Source organism: Streptomyces sp. AF1A (genome assembly GCF_047340315.1).
In the GTDB taxonomy this organism is placed as follows: domain Bacteria; phylum Actinomycetota; class Actinomycetes; order Streptomycetales; family Streptomycetaceae; genus Streptomyces.
Genome location: NZ_JBLEBI010000159.1, coordinates 1 through 16,120 on the forward strand (window position 1 = coordinate 1; position 16,120 = coordinate 16,120).

Here is a 16,120-nt window from a genome sequence, read left to right on the forward strand (position 1 = left end):
GCGCGTACCGTTCCGGTCCGCGGCGCACGTGCGCGCGGGCGGGGGCCGTGATGATCGCGGGGCGTCTGCCCCGGCAGGGGGCCTGCGGCCGTCTTGTGCTGAATCGGTGAATTTCTTATGCGGTGTCAGTTGCCGCGAGACCGCACGGGATTCTTCCGGGATTCGCATGCGGGGGTACGACCCGATCGCCGGCGAACCCTTTCCGCCGGGTAATGGGAAGGGCCGGGAGGACACGCGTGAATTCTGTTCGATTACCCCGGCGGGCGGTACGGAAACCCCCGTACGTGTGACGGAGTTCGAGCCGGCGGCGGCCGTGAAGCTGTGACAGAAGCGTGACGGGAGCCGGATACGGCTCCTACCCGGCCGGTGCGGCTTCCGTCGCGGGGGATGCGTGTCCTACCCGGCCGGTGCGGCTTCCATCGCCGGGGGATGCGGCCTAGCGTGGTCGCATGGCACCGATTCCCACTCCGCCGGCGGAGCCCCAGGACAGCCCGGACGGGTACGTCGGCCTCGACGCGGCGAGCGCCGAGCGGCTCGCCCGGGAGCGCGGCTGGCCGACGGTCCGGTCGCTGCCGCCGGACGCGATCATCACCATGGAGTACCGGGTCGGGCGGCTGAACTTCGAGGTCCGGGACGGACGGGTGGCCCACGCCTGGAAGGGCTGACCGCCGCGGTGCCCTTCGCCGTGGGACGGGGCGGGGTGCGTACCGGATCCCGCCGTCGTTCCTGCCGGCAGCCGCCCGTCAGGGGCGGGCCGGCTGGGAGGTGCCGCGCGGCACCCGGTCGGCGTGCGGCGGGCGGCGGCTGCCCGCCGGGGTGACCGGGGTGCGTTCCGAACGGGCCGTGTGCGGACCGGGGGCCAGGTGCACCAGGCCCCGGGAGGCGCGCGTCGAGGCGACCGGCTCGCGGGCCGGCGCGGGCTGACCGGCAGGCGTGCTGCGTGGCTTGAGCACCACCGGCGTGACCGGGACGACCGGTTCGGGCAGCGGGAGGCTGCGGCGTGCGCGCCAGCGGTCGCGCAGGTCGAACAGCCACCGCTCCGTCAGGGCGATCAGCGGCTCGAACCACGGCAGGGCGAGCAGGATCAGCAGGCCCGCGGCCCAGCCCAGGAGCACGTCGCTCAGCCAGTGCGTACCGAGGTAGACGGTGGTCATGCCGACGCCGAGCGAGGTGACCGCGGACACCGCCGACAGCCATCGGCGCGCTCTCGGGGTCGAGGCCAGGTAGGCCAGGATGCCCCAGGTCACCACCGCGTTGGCGGTGTGGCCGCTGGGAAATATATCGCCGCCCAGGCCCATCTCGTTCGAGCCGATCACGGTCGCGTAGTGCGGACCGAGCCGCCCCATGCCGAGCTTGGCGGCACCGACCGTGGCGTTCAGCAGCAGCAGCGAGGTGGCCAGGGTCAGCAGCGGGCGGAGGGTGTGCTGCCGCCAGGAGCGCCAGCCCAGCCAGGCCGCGACCATCACGGCGGTGGGGCCGCGCTGGCCGAGCACCACGTAGTAGTCGAGGAAGGCGTGGATCTGCGGCCACTGCTGGTACGGCCGGAAGAACATGACCTGCCAGTCGAGCCGGACCAGCCAGGAGGTGGTCACCACGGCCCACACGATCGCCAGGTAGAAGGCCAGGGTCGCCGAGAACAGCACGGCCCGGTGCCGGCTCATCCTCGGGACATCGATGTGAGCCGGCCGTTCCGGCTCACGGTCCAGCCTGGCGAACACCCGGTCCAGACGCCGGGTGAGGTTCCGTTCGGTACGCACCCAATCGACGTTACAGCGAGTGAGCTGTGTTCCCGGTCGAAACAGGGGCTTTGTGATGACGATGTGATGTGGGAAACCTCTCAAGGGCCGTCCGAATTCCACGGATTCCGCAATCCGGTGAGGCCGTCCCGGCAATTCCTTTGATCATGCCGGGCGTTGTTTATATGGCGCTTATGAATGCGTTAACCCCGGCCTGGGACCGAATTCTCCGCGGCGTCATCGGCCGGCCGGGTGGATCACGGCGGACCTGAGCCGTTCAGCCAGAACGCCCCGTAGACCGCCGCCGCGCCCGCCAACCCGGCTCCGGCCAGGGCCGATCGGGACGTCCGGAGGCGGGCGAGGGCGCGGGCGAGCGGGAACAGCACCGGAAAGGCCGGCAGCAGCAGCCGGGGCTTGGAGCCGAAGTAACTTGACGCGCACAGGGCGAGTGCGAGGACGACACCCGTGTACACCAGCACCGCGACCGGCTGTCCCTGGCGCACACAGGTGACGTACAGCCAGATCAGCAGGCCCACCCCGACGATCAGGCCGACGCCCGCGAGAGCGGACGGAAAAGACGTGAACTTGTCGGCCATGAAGCGTGCGAAGGCGTAGCCGCCGTCGAAGCCGTTGCGCCATCCGGCCTGAACGTCCAGATATCCGAGCGGCCCCTTGCCGGTGCGGTGCCCGACCCAGAGCACATAGCCGGCGGCCCCCAGCGGAGCGATCAGCATGCCGAGCAGGCGCCGCCGCTGCGGGCGCGGCTCTGCCGCGGAGGCCGAAGGGGCGCGTGTCGTTCGGTGCGCGCCGTCCGTGTGCGCCGCGCTTCGGTCCCGCCCGAAGGAGACCACGGCCGCGGCCCACACCGCCGCGACCACCGCCGCCCCCACCGGCCGGGTCAGCCCGGCGAGCGCCGCCAACGCGCCGGCGCTCACCCACCGCCCGGTCAGCACCGCGTACAGCGCCCAGGCCGCGAGCGCCGTGAACAGCGACTCGCTGTACGCCATCGACTGCACGATCCCGACCGGCAGCACCGCCCACAGCAGCACGGCGCAGACACCGACCCGCGGCCCGTGGAGAAGGTCGGCGACCGCGAAGATCCCGGCCGCCGCGGCGAGCGAGGCCACAAGGCTCACCACGAGGCCCGCGTCCGCGTACGACAGCGGGGTGACCGCGTGCAGCAGCCGCTCCAGCCACGGCAGCAGCGGGAAGAACGCCAGGTTGGAGTGCACGTCCCCGTTCGGCAGCCGCACCTGGTAGCCGTAGCCCAGCTCGGCGACCCGCGTGTACCAGAGCGAGTCCCAGCGTGCGGTCAGCAGCGTGTGGGCGCTCTTGCCGCGCGCGGCGCTCCACGCCGTCAGCACGACCAGCCCCAGCGTGCGGACGGCCGCGAAGCCCAGAAGGGCCGGCACGGCCCGGCGCAGGAGGCGGGCGTGGGGCGCGGCCACACGCGTTGCAAGATCGGTCACAGGCTCGATTATCGACCGGGCGGGGAACCGGACCGGCCGCCGGGTCGTGGTCAAGAGGGGGTGACGTGGCGTACGCCACACGGGTTCCGTCATGCGTGTGAGATGTCCGCCACGTGTCCGCGCGGCGAACTCGCGTACGCTGACGAGCCACCCCCGTGGGTTTCGCGCGGGCCGGAGGCGCCGCTCCTCTCCGGCCGTACGACAGGGAGTCCCCACCCCGTCGGTCCGCACACGCGAGGGAACATCTGGGAGGTACGTGCATGTCCGGGACGACCACGGCTGCCGTTCGGCCGCGCCGTCGGGCGGCCGGGGCCGGTGCCAACCGTTGGGTCGTCCTCGTCGTCCTCTGTGTCAGCCTGCTGCTCGTCGCCCTCGACGCGACCGTGCTGCACGTGGCGGTCCCTGCCGTCACCGAGGACCTCAGGCCCAGCGCCATCCAACTGCTGTGGATCGTCGACGTCTACCCGTTGGTCTGCGCCTCGCTGCTGATCCTCTTCGGCACCCTCGGCGACCGGGCAGGCCGCAGACGCATCCTGTTGCTCGGCTACTTCCTCTTCGGCGTCGCCTCCGCCGTGGCCGCGTTCGCGCAGACGGCCGAGATGCTCATCGCCGCCCGGGCGCTGCTCGGCGTCGGCGGCGCCATGATCATGCCCGCGACCCTGTCGATCCTCCGTCAGGTCTTCCCCGACCGGCGCGAGCGCGCGCTCGCCATCGGTCTGTGGAGCGCCGTCGCCGCGGTCGGCGCGGCGGTCGGGCCGCTGCTCGGCGGCTTTCTGCTGGAGCACTTCTGGTGGGGCGCGGTCTTCCTGGTCAACATCCCGCTGATGCTGGTCAGCATCCCGATCGGCCGGATTCTGCTGCCCGAGTCCCGGGGCGACGGCACCGGCCCCTGGGACGTGACCGGCGCGCTGATGGCGGCGGCCGGCCTCTTCGGGGTCGTCCTCGGCGTCAAGCGGCTCGGCGGCGGCGAAAACCCGGCGAGCCCCTTCACCCTGATCCCGCTGCTGGCCGGCGCCGCCCTCCTCGTCCTCTTCGTACGGCGCCAGCGGCGGCTGCCGCATCCGCTGGTGGACCTGCGGATGTTCCGCCGGCCCGCGTTCAGCACCTCGGTGTGCTGCATCGTGCTGGCGATGCTCGCGCTGGTCGGCCTCGAGCTGATCGCCGCGCAGTACCTGCAGCTGGTGCTCGGCCTGTCGCCCCTCGCGACCGGCCTGCGGCTGCTGCCGCTGACCGTCGCGGCGATGGCGGCGGGCCTCGCGGGCGCGCGGATACTGCGCCGGTTCGGGCCGCGCCGGATGGTGTGCTTCGGCTTCGTCCTGACGGCGGCCGCGGTGCTGACCCTGACGGCGATGGGCGGCAGTGACGACCCGCCGCTGCTGTTGTCCGGTTTCGTGCTGCTCGGCTTCGGCCTGGAGACCACGCTCTTCGGCGCGTACGAGTCGATGCTCAGCGAGGCCCCGGCCAACCAGGCCGGCGGCGCCGCGGCGATCGGCGAGACGTCGTACCAGCTCGGCGCCGGCATCGGGATCGCGCTGCTCGGCACCGTGATGAACGCGGCCTACGCGCCCGGGCTCCGCTCGGTGCGCGGGGTGCCGCCCTCGGCCTCGGACGCGGCCGCGCACTCGCTGGGGGAGGCCTACGACGTGGCCAGACGCCTCGGCGGGTCCGCCGGGGCCGCGCTGCGCCGGGCGGCGCGGGACTCCTTCGTGCACGGGCTGCATGTGACGCTCCTGGTGAGCGCGGGTCTGCTGCTGCTGGGCGCGGTGATGGCGCTGCGGCTGCCGCGGATCATGCACTGCCCCGCCGAGCCGGCCCCGGCCGAGGTGGAGCTGCCCGCCCCGCGCGAGGCGCAGAAGCCGCGGGTCTCCGCCTGACCCCCTCTGGACGTGCGGGACACTGCACCGTAACGTCGGCTGCGACGTCGTAACTAGCGCTGCTAGTTTAAGTGCGCGTGCCTGAGTGTTCCGGAGGGTGTTCCATGTCCGCGTCCGCGAAGCTGCCCCCGTTCGATGCCGCCGACCCGCTCGGGATCGACGACCTGCTGGACCCGGAGGACCTGGCGATCCGGGACACCGTCCGCGGCTGGGCGGCCGACCGGGTGCTGCCCCACGTCGCCGACTGGTACGAGAAGGGCGAGCTGCCCGTGATCCGGGAACTCGCGCGCGAACTCGGCTCCGTCGGCGCCCTCGGGATGTCCCTCCAGGGCTACGGCTGCGCGGGCGCGACGGCCGTGCAGTACGGCCTCGCCTGCCTGGAGCTGGAGGCGGCCGACTCGGGCATCCGGTCGCTGGTCTCCGTGCAGGGCTCCTTGGCCATGTACGCGATCCACCGCTTCGGCAGCGAGGAGCAGAAGCTGCAGTGGCTGCCGCGGATGGCCGCCGGCGAGGTGATCGGCTGCTTCGGGCTGACCGAGCCCGACCACGGCTCCGACCCCGCCGCCATGCGCACCCACGCCAAGCGCGACGGCGACGACTGGGTGCTCAACGGACGCAAGATGTGGATCACCAACGGCTCGGTCGCCGGGGTGGCCGTCGTCTGGGCGCAGACCGAGGAGGGCATCCGGGGCTTCGTCGTGCCGGCGGACAGCCCCGGCTTCTCGGCGCCGGAGATCAAGCACAAGTGGTCCCTGCGCGCCTCCGTCACCAGCGAGCTCGTCCTGGATGACGTGCGGCTGCCCGCCACCGCCGTGCTGCCCGAGGTCGTCGGCCTGCGCGGGCCGCTCAGCTGTCTCTCGCACGCCCGGTACGGCATCGTCTGGGGCGCGATGGGCGCCGCGCGCAGCTGCTTCGAGGCCGCGCTGGAATACGCGAGGACGCGCGAGCAGTTCGGGCGGCCCATCGGGGGTTTCCAGCTCACCCAGGCCAAGCTCGCCGACATGGCCGTGGAGCTGCACAAGGGGATTCTGCTCGCCCACCATCTGGGGCGGCGGATGGACGCCGGCCGCCTGCGCCCCGAGCAGGTCAGCTTCGGCAAGCTCAACAACGTCCGCGAGGCCATCGAGATCTGCCGCACGGCGCGGACGATCCTCGGCGCCAACGGGATCTCCCTGGAGTACCCCGTCATGCGGCATGCGACCAACCTCGAATCGGTCCTCACCTACGAGGGCACCGTCGAGATGCACCAGCTCGTGCTGGGCAAGGCGCTGACGGGGCTCGACGCGTTCCGGTGAGCCCCGGCGGGGGCGGGGCCGGTGCGCGGCCCCGCCTCAGCTCTGGTTGAAGAAGCCGTCGTCGCGGTGCCCGGAGGCCTCGCCGCTGATGATCTCCGTGTCGGCCGGCGTCAGCAGGAAGACCCGGTTCGAGACCCGGTCGATCGAGCCGCGCAGACCGAAGATGAGCCCCGCGGCGAAGTCCACGACCCGCTTGGCGTCGCCGGGCTCCATGTTCGTGAGGTTCATGATGACCGGGACGCCGTCCCGGAACAGCTCGCCGATGGAGCGGGCGTCCCGGAAGCTGTCCGGGGTGACCGTGCCGATCCGGCGGCCCTTCTCCTCGGCCGTGTCCGAGGCCACCTTCACCCGGGGGTCGGTCACCCAGGCGTCCCCGGACTCGGTGCCCTCGGAGTACTCGTCGTCGTAGTAACGCTCGTCATCGTTGTCGTCGACGAGGCCGAGCCACGCACTCGCCTTGCGTACCGATCCCATGGACGCCTCCTCTCACAGCGGTCTTTCTTGCTTTCCGCATCCCTATGGTCATCCATGATGCGGACGGCGCGCCAAGTGAATAGACGCCGCGCGGGGGGTTTGTGACGGTACTGGTGCACAGCCGATCCGTCGAGAGTCCTTGTGCCCCAAGGGCCGTGACTCATACGGCTGCTGACTGAGAGTGAAATATTATTGTCGCCCGCGTACGGGTGATGTACGGAGCGTACGGGTGAACGACGGGTTGCGTGACGTCAAGTACTTGACGACCGTTCAGGAGCCGTGGAAATCCGGCGGACTGCTGGTGTGTCCCTTTTGAAGGCCGCATCGATGTCCGGGCAGCGGAACTCGTTCAGGAATTCCGTGTCCTACTGGTGGGCGACGGCGTGCCGGGACATCCAACGCCTGGACCCGTACCCGCCGGGCGGCGGACGCGTCCGGCGGCAGGCGCGGTCCCCGCTGCCGGGGATGAACTCGCGCGCCGCGGACTCGCCGTGTTCACCGACGACACGGTGCGCTATGCGGAGGGTCGACTTCCGGACATTCCCGGGGAGCGGGCGGCGGACGGCGAGGGTGCCGTGCCGACGGCCGCCGAGGGCGACGGGCCGCATGGCAACGGAGTGCGCGCCGAGCCGGCACCGACGGGGTGTCAGGGGAACACCGGGCAAAGGCGGTTTAAAGTGCAACGGCCGAAAGGCACCCTTGTGCCGACCGGCCGTTCGGCCGAATACTCCCCCTCAGCGCTTGTCAGGGGCATGCGGTTCGGAATCCGGCCACCCCCCTGGCTGCGCCTCACGGGCCCCGACCCCACGCGGGCCCCCGACTTCCCTTGGAGGGAACGAAAAGTGAGGATCAAGCGCACCACTCCCCGCAGCGGCACGGCGAGACGGACCCGGCTGATCGCCGTGGCCTCCGGACTGCTGGCCGCGGCCGCGTTCGCCACCCCCACCGCGAACGCGAGCGACGCCCACCCGTTCAGCGCCACCCAGCTCGCGAAGGCCAACGACTCCGTCCTCGAGGCGGACGTCCCCGGCACCGCCTGGGCCGTCGACAGCAAGACGAACCGGGTCGTCGTGACCGTCGACAGCACCGTGTCCAAGGCCGAGATCGCCAAGATCAAGAAGCAGGCCGGCGCCGACGCGGGCGCACTCACCATCAAGCACACCCCCGGCAGGTTCAACAAGCTGATCACTGGCGGCGACGCCATCTACGGCGGCCAGTACCGCTGCTCGCTCGGCTTCAACGTGCACAGCGGCAGCACGTACTACTTCCTGACCGCCGGCCACTGCGGCCAGGTGGCCTCCACCTGGTACAGCAACTCCAGCCACAGCACGGTGCTCGGCACCAACGTCGGCTACAGCTTCCCGGGCAACGACTTCGCGCTGGTGCGGTACACCAACTCCTCGATCTCGCACCCGAGTGCGGTGGGCAGCCAGTCCATCACCCGTGCGGCGACGCCCAGCGTCGGCCAGACCGTGTACCGGCGCGGGTCCACCACCGGTACGCACAGCGGGCGGGTCACCGCGCTGAACGCGACCGTCAACTACGGCGGCGGTGACATCGTGTACGGGCTGATCCAGACCACGGTCTGCGCCGAGGGCGGCGACAGCGGCGGCCCGCTGTACTACGGCAGCACCGCCTACGGGCTGACGTCCGGCGGCAGCGGCGACTGCACCTCCGGCGGTACGACGTTCTTCCAGCCGGTGACCGAGGCGCTGAGCTACTACGGGGTCACGCTTCCCTGACGGGTCCGGCCCCGGCTCCATCGGCCCCCGCACGCCATGGCGCGTGCGGGGGCCTGCCGTTGTGCGGCGGCGCTGGGGCGGGGCGCGAGGCCGTGGCGACAAGGGGCCCTGAGCTCCCGTCACGTCCGTGAAGAATCCACGCGCGTCCTGACGGCGGACTTGTGTGCTCCCTGTGCGATTCGGAAGAGTGGGCGCCCGCCAACCGGTCTTCCGGCCGGCCGGGTCCCCACAACCCGGCCGGCCGTCCCCCCACAGGAGGACGTGAGTTGAAACACCGACGCATATCCGGGCGGCGGGCCGCCCTGGCCGGCGCGGCAGTCGCCGCGCTGGTCGCAGCCGGAGTCACCTTGCAGAACGCGAACGCCAGTGAACCCGCGACGTCCGCCACGCAACTTCGGGTGCTCTCCGCCCCGGCGGCCGGAACACTCGCCTCCACGCTCGGCTCGCGCCTGGGAGCCGGCGCGGCAGCCGGCAGCTACTACGACGCCCGGTCGAAGAACCTCGTCGTCAACGTGCTCGACCAGGCCGCCGCGAAGACCGTCGAGGCGGCCGGGGCCAAGGCGAGAATCGTCGCCAACTCGCTCGCCGAACTCGACGGCGCGCGTGCGACGCTGAAGCGGGACGCGGCCATACCAGGCACCTCCTGGGCGACGGACCCGGTCTCCGACAAGGTCGTCGTCACCGCCGACAGGACGGTGTCCGGCGCGGAGTGGGCCAGGCTGGGCAAGGTGGTCGACGGACTCGGCGGCAAGGCCGAACTGAAGCGGTCCCGGGGCGAGTTCAAGCCCTTCATCGCCGGCGGCGACGCCATCACCGGTTCCGGCGGGCGCTGCTCGCTCGGCTTCAACGTGGTCAAGGACGGCGAGCCGTACTTCCTGACCGCCGGGCACTGCACCGCGGCCATCTCCACCTGGTCGGACTCCAGCGGCCGGCAGATCGGGCAGAACGCGGAGTCCCACTTCCCGGGCACCGATTTCGGTCTGGTCAAGTACACCTCGAACACCGATCACCCGAGCGAGGTCGACCTGTACGACGGCTCGACCCAGAAGATCACCGGGGCCGCCGAGGCCACGGTGGGGATGAGGGTCACGCGCAGCGGCTCGACGACCCAGGTGCGCGAGGGCACGGTCACCGGCCTGAACGCCACCGTGAACTACTCCGAGGGCACGGTCAGCGGGCTGATCCAGACCGATGTGTGCGCCGAGCCGGGCGACAGCGGGGGCTCGCTGTTCTCCGGCGGCAACGCGATCGGCCTGACCTCCGGCGGCAGCGGCGACTGCGCCTCCGGCGGGGAGACGTTCTTCCAGCCGGTCACCGCGGTCCTGTCGGCCACGGGGGCGCGGATCGGCTGACCCGGTCCCGCACTCCGCGCGGCCCCGCCCCGTGTTCTTGGGTTCAAGGGGGCGGGGCCGTTTTGTTTGCGCAGGTGAGAGGCGCTCGAACGGATGTCGTACACATGTTCGAGAATGAGGGTATGGTGGGTGGGGAGTAGGGAACTGATGTTCGAGAGTCGTTCGGGGCTCACGAGTGCGGGAGGTGCGTGTGCCGGGCTTCGCGCATCTGCACACCGTCTCCGGGTTCTCCCTGAGGTACGGGGCCTCGCACCCGGAGCGGCTGGCCGAGCGCGCCTCCGAGCGGGGCATGGACGCCCTCGCGCTCACCGACCGCGACACCCTCGCCGGCACGGTGCGCTTCGCCAAGGCCTGCGCCCGAGCGGGGGTCCGCCCGCTGTTCGGCGTGGATCTCGCGGTCGAGGCGGAGGCGGAGACCGTACGGCGCGAGGGGCGCCGCACCCCGGTGCGGGGCGGCGCCTTCCTCGACGAGTCGGCGCCCCGGGTGACCTTTCTCGCCCGCGACGGGGCCCGGGGGTGGGCCGATCTGTGCCGGCTCGTCACGGCGGCGCACGCGGGGGAGGGGGCGCCGCTGCTCCCCTGGTCCGGCAACCACGGCGACGGCCTGGTGGTGCTGCTCGGCCCGGACTCGGACGTCGGGCGCGCCCTTGCCGCGGGGCGGTCCGACCGGGCCGCGAGGCTTCTGGGCCCCTGGCGCGAGGTCTACGGGGACGCGCTGCGGCTGGAGGCCGTGTGGCACGGCCGTACGGGTACCGGGCCCGGTTCGCTGCGGCTCGCCGCCCGCACGGTCGGCTTCGCCGCCGAGCAGCGGGTGCGGCCCGTGCTCAGCAACGCCGTCCGGTACGCCGATCCCGGGATGGGCCAGGTCGCCGACGTGCTGGACGCCGCCCGGCGCCTGGTGCCCGTCGGCTCGGTCGGGGAGCTGGACTCCGGGGCGGCGTGGCTGAAGGACGCGCAGGCCATGCTGGGCATCGCCGAGCAGGTGGTGGAGGCGGCCGGCTACCGGCGGGACACCGCCCACCGGCTGCTGGAGCAGACCCGGGCCACGGCCGCCGAGTGCCGGGTCGACCCCGAGGACGACCTCGGCATCGGCACCGTCCACTTCCCCGAGCCGCACCTCGTCGGCGCCGGCCGCCGCACCGCACAGCGGGCGCTCGCCTCGCGGGCGGCGGCGGGCATGGTGCGGCTCGGCTACGGCGGCAGGCGTGCGTACTGGGAGCGGATGCACCATGAGCTGGACATCATCGCCCACCACGGATTCGCCTCCTACTTCCTGACCGTCGCGCAGGTCGTGGACGACGTCAGGGGGATGGGGATCCGGGTGGCCGCCCGCGGCTCCGGCGCCGGGTCGCTCGTCAACCACCTCCTCGGGATCGCGCACGCCGACCCGGTCGAACACGGGCTGCTGATGGAGCGCTTCCTGTCGAAGGAGCGCGTGGTGCTGCCCGACATCGACATCGACGTGGAGTCCGCGCGCCGGCTGGAGGTGTACCGGGCGATCATCGGCCGGTTCGGCGAGGAGCGCGTCGCGACCGTCTCCATGCCGGAGACCTATCGGGTGCGGCATGCGATCCGGGACGTGGGCGCCGCCCTGTCCATGGACCCGGCCGAGATCGACCGGGTCGCCAAGTCCTTCCCGCACATCCGCGCCCGGGACGCCCGCGCGGCGCTGGCGGAGCTGCCCGAACTGAAGCGGCTCGCGGGGGAGAAGGAGAAGTACGGCAGGCTGTGGGAGCTGGTCGAGGCGCTCGACGCCCTGCCGCGGGGCGTCGCCATGCACCCGTGCGGGGTGCTGCTTTCCGACGCCTCCCTGCTCGCCCGCACGCCGGTGGTGCCGACCAGCGGCGAGGGGCTGCCGATGGCGCAGTTCGACAAGGAGGACGTGGAGGATCTCGGGCTGCTCAAGCTCGACGTGCTGGGCGTGCGGATGCAGTCGGCCATGGCGCACGCGGTCGCCGAGGTGGCGCGGGCGACGGGGGAGCGGGTCGACCTGGACGCGGTGCCGCCCGGGGACGCGAGGACGTACCAGCTGATCCGCTCCGCCGAGACGCTGGGCTGCTTCCAGATCGAGTCGCCCGGCCAGCGGGATCTGGTGGGCCGGCTGCAGCCGAGCACCTTCCACGACCTGGTCGTGGACATCTCGCTGTTCCGGCCCGGGCCCGTCGCCGCCGACATGGTGCGGCCGTTCATCGAGGCGCGGCACGGGCGGGCGCCGGTGCGCTACCCGCACCCGGACCTGGAGGAACCGCTGAAGGGGACGTACGGGGTCGTCGTCTTCCACGAGCAGGTCATCGACATCGTCGCGATCATGACCGGCTGCGGGCGCGGCGAGGCCGACCGGGTGCGGCGCGGGCTGTCGGACCCGGAGTCGCAGGGGCGGATCAGGGTCTGGTTCGCGCAGGCCGCGGCGGCCAGGGGGTACAGCGCGGAGACGATCGGGCGGACCTGGGAGATCGTGGAGGCGTTCGGGTCGTACGGGTTCTGCAAGGCGCATGCCGTCGCCTTCGCCGTGCCGACGTACCAGTCGGCCTGGCTGAAGGCCCATCACCCGGCCGCCTTCTACGCCGGGCTGCTCACGCACGACCCGGGGATGTACCCCAAGCGGCTGCTGCTGGCGGACGCGCGGCGGCGCGGGGTGCCGATCCTGCCGTTGGACGTGAACGCGTCCGGGGTCGCCCATCGTATCGAACTGGTGTCTGAATCGCCGGAGGTGTGGGGGCTGCGGCTCGCGCTCTGCGACGTGCACGGCATCAGCGAGGCCGAGGCGAAGCGGATCGAGGACGGGCAGCCGTACTCCTCCCTGGTGGACTTCTGGGAGCGGGCCCGGCCGAGCCGGCCGCTGGCCCAGAGGCTCGCCCAGGTGGGGGCGCTGGACGCCTTCGGCGCCAACCGGCGCGACCTGCAGCTGCATCTGACCGAGCTGCACCGGGGCGCCCGGGGCGGTGGCGGCGGCCAGCTCCCGCTCGCGGGCGGGCGGAAGACCGCACCGGCCGGGCTGCCGGACCTGACGTCGGCGGAGCGGCTCAGCGCCGAGCTGGGCGTGCTGTCCATGGACGCCTCGCGCAATCTGATGGACGACCACCGGGAGTTCCTGAAGGAGCTGGGCGTGGTCTCCGCGCGTCGGCTGCGCGAGGCCCGGCACGGCGAGACCGTGCTGGTCGCGGGCGCCAAGGCGGCCACCCAGACCCCGCCGATCCGGTCCGGCAAGCGGGTCATCTTCTCCACGCTGGACGACGGCACGGGCCTGGTCGACCTCGCCTTCTTCGACGACTCGCACGACGCCTGCGCCCACACCGTCTTCCACTCCTGGCTGCTGCTGGTGCGCGGGGTGGTGCAGCGGCGCGGGCCGCGCAGTCTGAGCGTGGTGGGCTCCGCCGCGTGGAACCTCGCCGACCTGGTGGACGTCCGCGACGCGGAGGGGCTCGACGGGGTCGCGGCCCGGCTCGCCGAACCGTCCGGCGCGGACGGACCGGAGCCGCAGGGCGAGAACGGACCGTCCCGGGCCCGGCCCGCCGGTTCCGGCGGACTGCCCCGGTCGGCCGGTTCGGCGGCCCCCGACCCGATGGAGGGCCGGACGATCCGCATGTCCACGGGGTACGAGATGCACCCCTGGGCCGATCTGCGCCCCGCGGGCGAAGGGCCCGCGGTGGGAAGGAAGTTGTGGCACCAGAGTCCGGGGAGTGCGGGATGACCATTCTCTGCGTACGTTTCCAGCTGCCGCCGATGCACGAGGCCGCCCTGCCGGGACTGCTCGGACTGCTGGAGGACTTCACCCCGGTCGTGGAGGCGCTGCCACCGGACGGGGCGCTGGCCGATCTGCGCGGCGCCGAGCGGTACTTCGGGCGCAGCGCGGTGGAGCTGGCCTCGGTGATCCGGGTGCGGGCCCTCGCCCGGTACGGCGTCGACTGCGTCATCGGCGCCGCTCCGGGACCGATGCTGGCCAGGGTGGCGCTGCTGGGCGCCCGGCCCGGCGTGACCTGTGTGGTGCCCGAGGACCCGGACGGCATCGCGGAGTTCCTCGCCGAGCGGCCGGTGTCCGTGCTGCCCGGTGTCGGCGCGGCGACCGCCCGCACCCTGTCCGAGTACGGCCTGGACACCCTGGGCCTGGTCGCCGCCGCGCCGCTGTCCACGCTCCAGCGGCTGATCGGCGCGAAGGCGGGCCGCGAGCTGCGCGAGAAGGCGAGCGGTGTCGACCGGGGCCGGGTCGTGCCGAACGCCGTGTCCCGGTCCCTGGCCGCCGAACGCCCCTTCGACACCGACGAGCTGGACCCCGAGCGGCACCGCGGGGCGCTGCTGTCCGCCGCCGAGGAGCTGGGCGGCCGGCTGCGCGCGGTGGAGAAGATCTGCCGCACCCTGACCCTCACCGTGCGCTACGCCGACCGCTCCTCGACCACCCGCACCCGCACCCTGCAGGAGCCGACCGCGCACTCGGCGGCCCTGACGAAGGCGGCCTACGGCATGTACGAGGCGCTCGGCCTGCAGCGCGCCCGGGTCCGCGCGCTCGCCCTGCGCGCCGAGGGCCTGGCCCCCGCCGACCAGGCCTCCCACCAGCTCACCTTCGACCCCGTGGACGAGAAGGTGCGCCGCATCGAGGAGGTCGCGGACCGCGCGCGGGCGAAGTTCGGGCCGCGCGCGGTGATGCCGGGCAGACTCGCGGCGTGACGGGTCAGTTGGCCCACGGCGGCGTGATGCGGGTGCCGTCCGCCAGCTCGGCCGTGAGGCCGACGGAGGTGGTGACCCGGTCTCCTCCCTGCTGACGGTGTGGGCAGGCGCCCGGGCGCCCGGGCGGCGGAGGAGGCGGCCGGCGAGGTCGTCGGGGGATGGGTCGAACTGCTGGGCGAGGGTGAAGTGCGCGTGTTGCGGGAGGGTTTGGCGAGGCTCGCGCCCTACGGTCCGGTGCGGCCCGCCTGGTGACGGTTCGTCGGGGCCCGATGCCTCGCTGGTTATCACTGGAAGTTTTTACTCGCGCGTAACTTCACAGTCGACCTACTCGCTCGTAACTTGACGAGTGAACAGCATCCTCGTGATCCGGATCACAGGGTAAGGCCGTCGTACCTCCCTTGAGCCGCAAGGAGATCACCCGATGCTGCCCTGGAAGAGAGCCCTCAGACCCCTCGCCGCGCTGCTCCTCGCCGCCGCCGTCGCCACCGTCCCCGCCGCCACCGCCCGCGCTTCCACCGCTCCCAGCAGGGGCTGGAACGACTACTCCTGCAAGCCCTCCGCCGCCCATCCCCGCCCGGTCGTCCTGGTGCACGGCACCCTGGGCAACTCGGTCGACAACTGGCTCTCCCTCGCGCCCTACCTGGAGCACCGCGGGTACTGCGTCTTCTCCCTCGACTACGGGCAGTTGCCGGGCGTCCCGTTCTTCTACGGCCTCGGACCCATCGACCGGTCGGCCGGGCAGCTGTCGTCCTTCGTGGACACGGTGCTCGCCGCCACCGGAGCCGCCAAGGTCGACCTGGTCGGGCACTCCCAGGGAGGCATGATGCCCCGCTACTACCTGAAGTTCCTCGGCGGTGCGGACAAGGTCAACGCCCTCGTCGGCCTCGCCCCCGACAACCACGGCACCGACCTCGACGGACTCACCAAGCTGCTGCCGTACTTCCCCGGCGCCGCCGACCTCCTCAAGGCCACCACCCCCGGCCTCGCCGACCAGGTGGCCGGCTCCGCCTTCCTGACCAAACTCAACGAGGGCGGCGACACCGTCCCCGGAGTGCACTACACCGTCATCGCGACCAAGTACGACGAAGTGGCCACGCCTTGGCGCAGCCAGTACCTGACCGGCTCGGACGTCCGCAACGTCCTGCTCCAGAACCTGTGCCCGCTCGACTTCTCGGAACACGTGGCGATCGGCCTGTTCGACCGGATCGCCTTCCACGAGGTCGCCAACGCCCTCGACCCGGCCCACGCGCACGCCACCACCTGCGCCTCGGCCCTGAGCTGACGACCGCCGGGGCCCGTCCGGCCTGAGCCGCCGGACAGGCCCCGGAAACCTCAGCGGCGGCGGTCGCCGCCCGTCGAACGCCGCCGGACCGACAGGAACAGCGCGGCCGAGCCCAGCGCCAGGGCCGCGGAGGCGCCGACCGCCAGGTACGAGGTGCCCGCGGCCGCCCCGGTCTCCGCGAGGTTCTCCGGCGCACCGGCCGCCTTCGGCGCGTCGGCGGCGGTGGACGCCGCC

Annotated in this window: 12 protein-coding genes and 1 pseudogene; 8 read left to right on the top strand and 5 right to left on the bottom strand. The window is 72.5% G+C overall.

What is annotated here, in order from left to right; all coding sequences use genetic code 11:
* Positions 1–449: 449 nt before the first annotated feature.
* Positions 450–665 carry a proteinase inhibitor I78 gene (locus ACLU3S_RS29370; RefSeq protein WP_413954992.1) on the top strand — a complete coding sequence of 72 codons (216 nt, stop codon included), beginning with the start codon at positions 450–452 and terminating at the stop codon, positions 663–665.
* Between the two features lie 78 nt (positions 666–743).
* Here ACLU3S_RS29370 and ACLU3S_RS29375 read toward each other — a convergent pair whose 3' ends face one another.
* Both ACLU3S_RS29375 and ACLU3S_RS29380 read right to left on the bottom strand, forming a co-directional pair.
* Entirely contained in the window at positions 744–1,757 is a 1,014-nt protein-coding gene (locus ACLU3S_RS29375; RefSeq protein ID WP_413954993.1) for a phosphatase PAP2 family protein, read from the bottom strand.
* Between the two features lie 236 nt (positions 1,758–1,993).
* Entirely contained in the window at positions 1,994–3,205 is a 1,212-nt protein-coding gene (locus tag ACLU3S_RS29380) for a glycosyltransferase family 39 protein (protein WP_413954994.1), read from the bottom strand.
* A 260-nt stretch (positions 3,206–3,465) separates the two neighbouring features.
* On the opposite strand from ACLU3S_RS29380, the gene ACLU3S_RS29385 reads away from it, so the two are divergent.
* Together ACLU3S_RS29385 and ACLU3S_RS29390 are read left to right on the top strand one after the other, a co-directional pair.
* Entirely contained in the window at positions 3,466–5,079 is a 1,614-nt protein-coding gene (locus tag ACLU3S_RS29385) for an MFS transporter (RefSeq protein WP_413954995.1), read from the top strand.
* 104 nt (positions 5,080–5,183) lie between these two features.
* Positions 5,184–6,374: an acyl-CoA dehydrogenase family protein gene (locus ACLU3S_RS29390; RefSeq protein ID WP_413954996.1), complete on the top strand. Its 1,191-nt coding sequence runs from the start codon at positions 5,184–5,186 to the stop codon at positions 6,372–6,374.
* Between the two features lie 36 nt (positions 6,375–6,410).
* On the opposite strand, the gene ACLU3S_RS29395 is transcribed toward ACLU3S_RS29390, so the two are convergent.
* Positions 6,411–6,848 carry a cell division protein SepF gene (locus ACLU3S_RS29395; RefSeq protein WP_413954997.1) on the bottom strand — a complete coding sequence of 146 codons (438 nt, stop codon included), beginning with the start codon at positions 6,846–6,848 and terminating at the stop codon, positions 6,411–6,413.
* Positions 6,849–7,690: 842 nt separating this feature from the next.
* On the opposite strand from ACLU3S_RS29395, the gene ACLU3S_RS29400 reads away from it, so the two are divergent.
* The 4 genes from ACLU3S_RS29400 (at position 7,691) to ACLU3S_RS29415 (ending at position 14,604) form a co-directional block, all read left to right on the top strand.
* Positions 7,691–8,590 carry a S1 family peptidase gene (locus ACLU3S_RS29400; RefSeq protein WP_413954998.1) on the top strand — a complete coding sequence of 300 codons (900 nt, stop codon included), beginning with the start codon at positions 7,691–7,693 and terminating at the stop codon, positions 8,588–8,590.
* 266 nt (positions 8,591–8,856) lie between these two features.
* Positions 8,857–9,942, top strand: a complete 1,086-nt coding sequence (locus ACLU3S_RS29405; RefSeq protein WP_413954999.1) for a S1 family peptidase — start codon at positions 8,857–8,859, stop codon at positions 9,940–9,942.
* 190 nt (positions 9,943–10,132) lie between these two features.
* The gene (locus ACLU3S_RS29410; protein WP_413955000.1) at positions 10,133–13,633 is read left to right on the top strand and encodes a DNA polymerase III subunit alpha; all 3,501 of its coding nucleotides are present in this window, start codon (positions 10,133–10,135) and stop codon (positions 13,631–13,633) included.
* Complete coding sequence (locus ACLU3S_RS29415; protein WP_413955001.1) at positions 13,630–14,604, top strand: DNA polymerase Y family protein; 975 nt, start codon at positions 13,630–13,632, stop codon at positions 14,602–14,604. The genes ACLU3S_RS29410 and ACLU3S_RS29415 overlap by 4 nt, the downstream gene beginning before the upstream one ends.
* A 4-nt stretch (positions 14,605–14,608) precedes the next feature.
* Here ACLU3S_RS29415 and ACLU3S_RS29420 read toward each other — a convergent pair.
* A pseudogene (locus tag ACLU3S_RS29420) lies at positions 14,609–14,680 on the bottom strand (cupin domain-containing protein); the annotation flags it as partial.
* A 345-nt stretch (positions 14,681–15,025) separates the two neighbouring features.
* Between ACLU3S_RS29420 and ACLU3S_RS29425 the strand changes: the two are divergent.
* Positions 15,026–15,886, top strand: coding sequence for an esterase/lipase family protein (locus tag ACLU3S_RS29425; RefSeq protein WP_413955002.1), 861 nt, complete (start codon positions 15,026–15,028; stop codon positions 15,884–15,886).
* A 50-nt stretch (positions 15,887–15,936) separates the two neighbouring features.
* Here the strand turns inward: ACLU3S_RS29425 and ACLU3S_RS29430 are convergent.
* Positions 15,937–16,120 (bottom strand): LPXTG cell wall anchor domain-containing protein (locus ACLU3S_RS29430; protein ID WP_413955003.1); only part of this gene is annotated, 184 nt, incomplete at its 5' end.

Coding starts and splice junctions, on each gene's coding strand:
- ACLU3S_RS29395 (WP_413954997.1), bottom strand. CDS start 6,848: ATGGGATCGGTACGCAAGGCGAGTGCGTGGCTCGGCCTCGTCGACGAC.
- ACLU3S_RS29425 (WP_413955002.1), top strand. CDS start 15,026: ATGCTGCCCTGGAAGAGAGCCCTCAGACCCCTCGCCGCGCTGCTCCTC.
- ACLU3S_RS29370 (WP_413954992.1), top strand. CDS start 450: ATGGCACCGATTCCCACTCCGCCGGCGGAGCCCCAGGACAGCCCGGAC.
- ACLU3S_RS29390 (WP_413954996.1), top strand. CDS start 5,184: ATGTCCGCGTCCGCGAAGCTGCCCCCGTTCGATGCCGCCGACCCGCTC.
- ACLU3S_RS29415 (WP_413955001.1), top strand. CDS start 13,630: ATGACCATTCTCTGCGTACGTTTCCAGCTGCCGCCGATGCACGAGGCC.
- ACLU3S_RS29385 (WP_413954995.1), top strand. CDS start 3,466: ATGTCCGGGACGACCACGGCTGCCGTTCGGCCGCGCCGTCGGGCGGCC.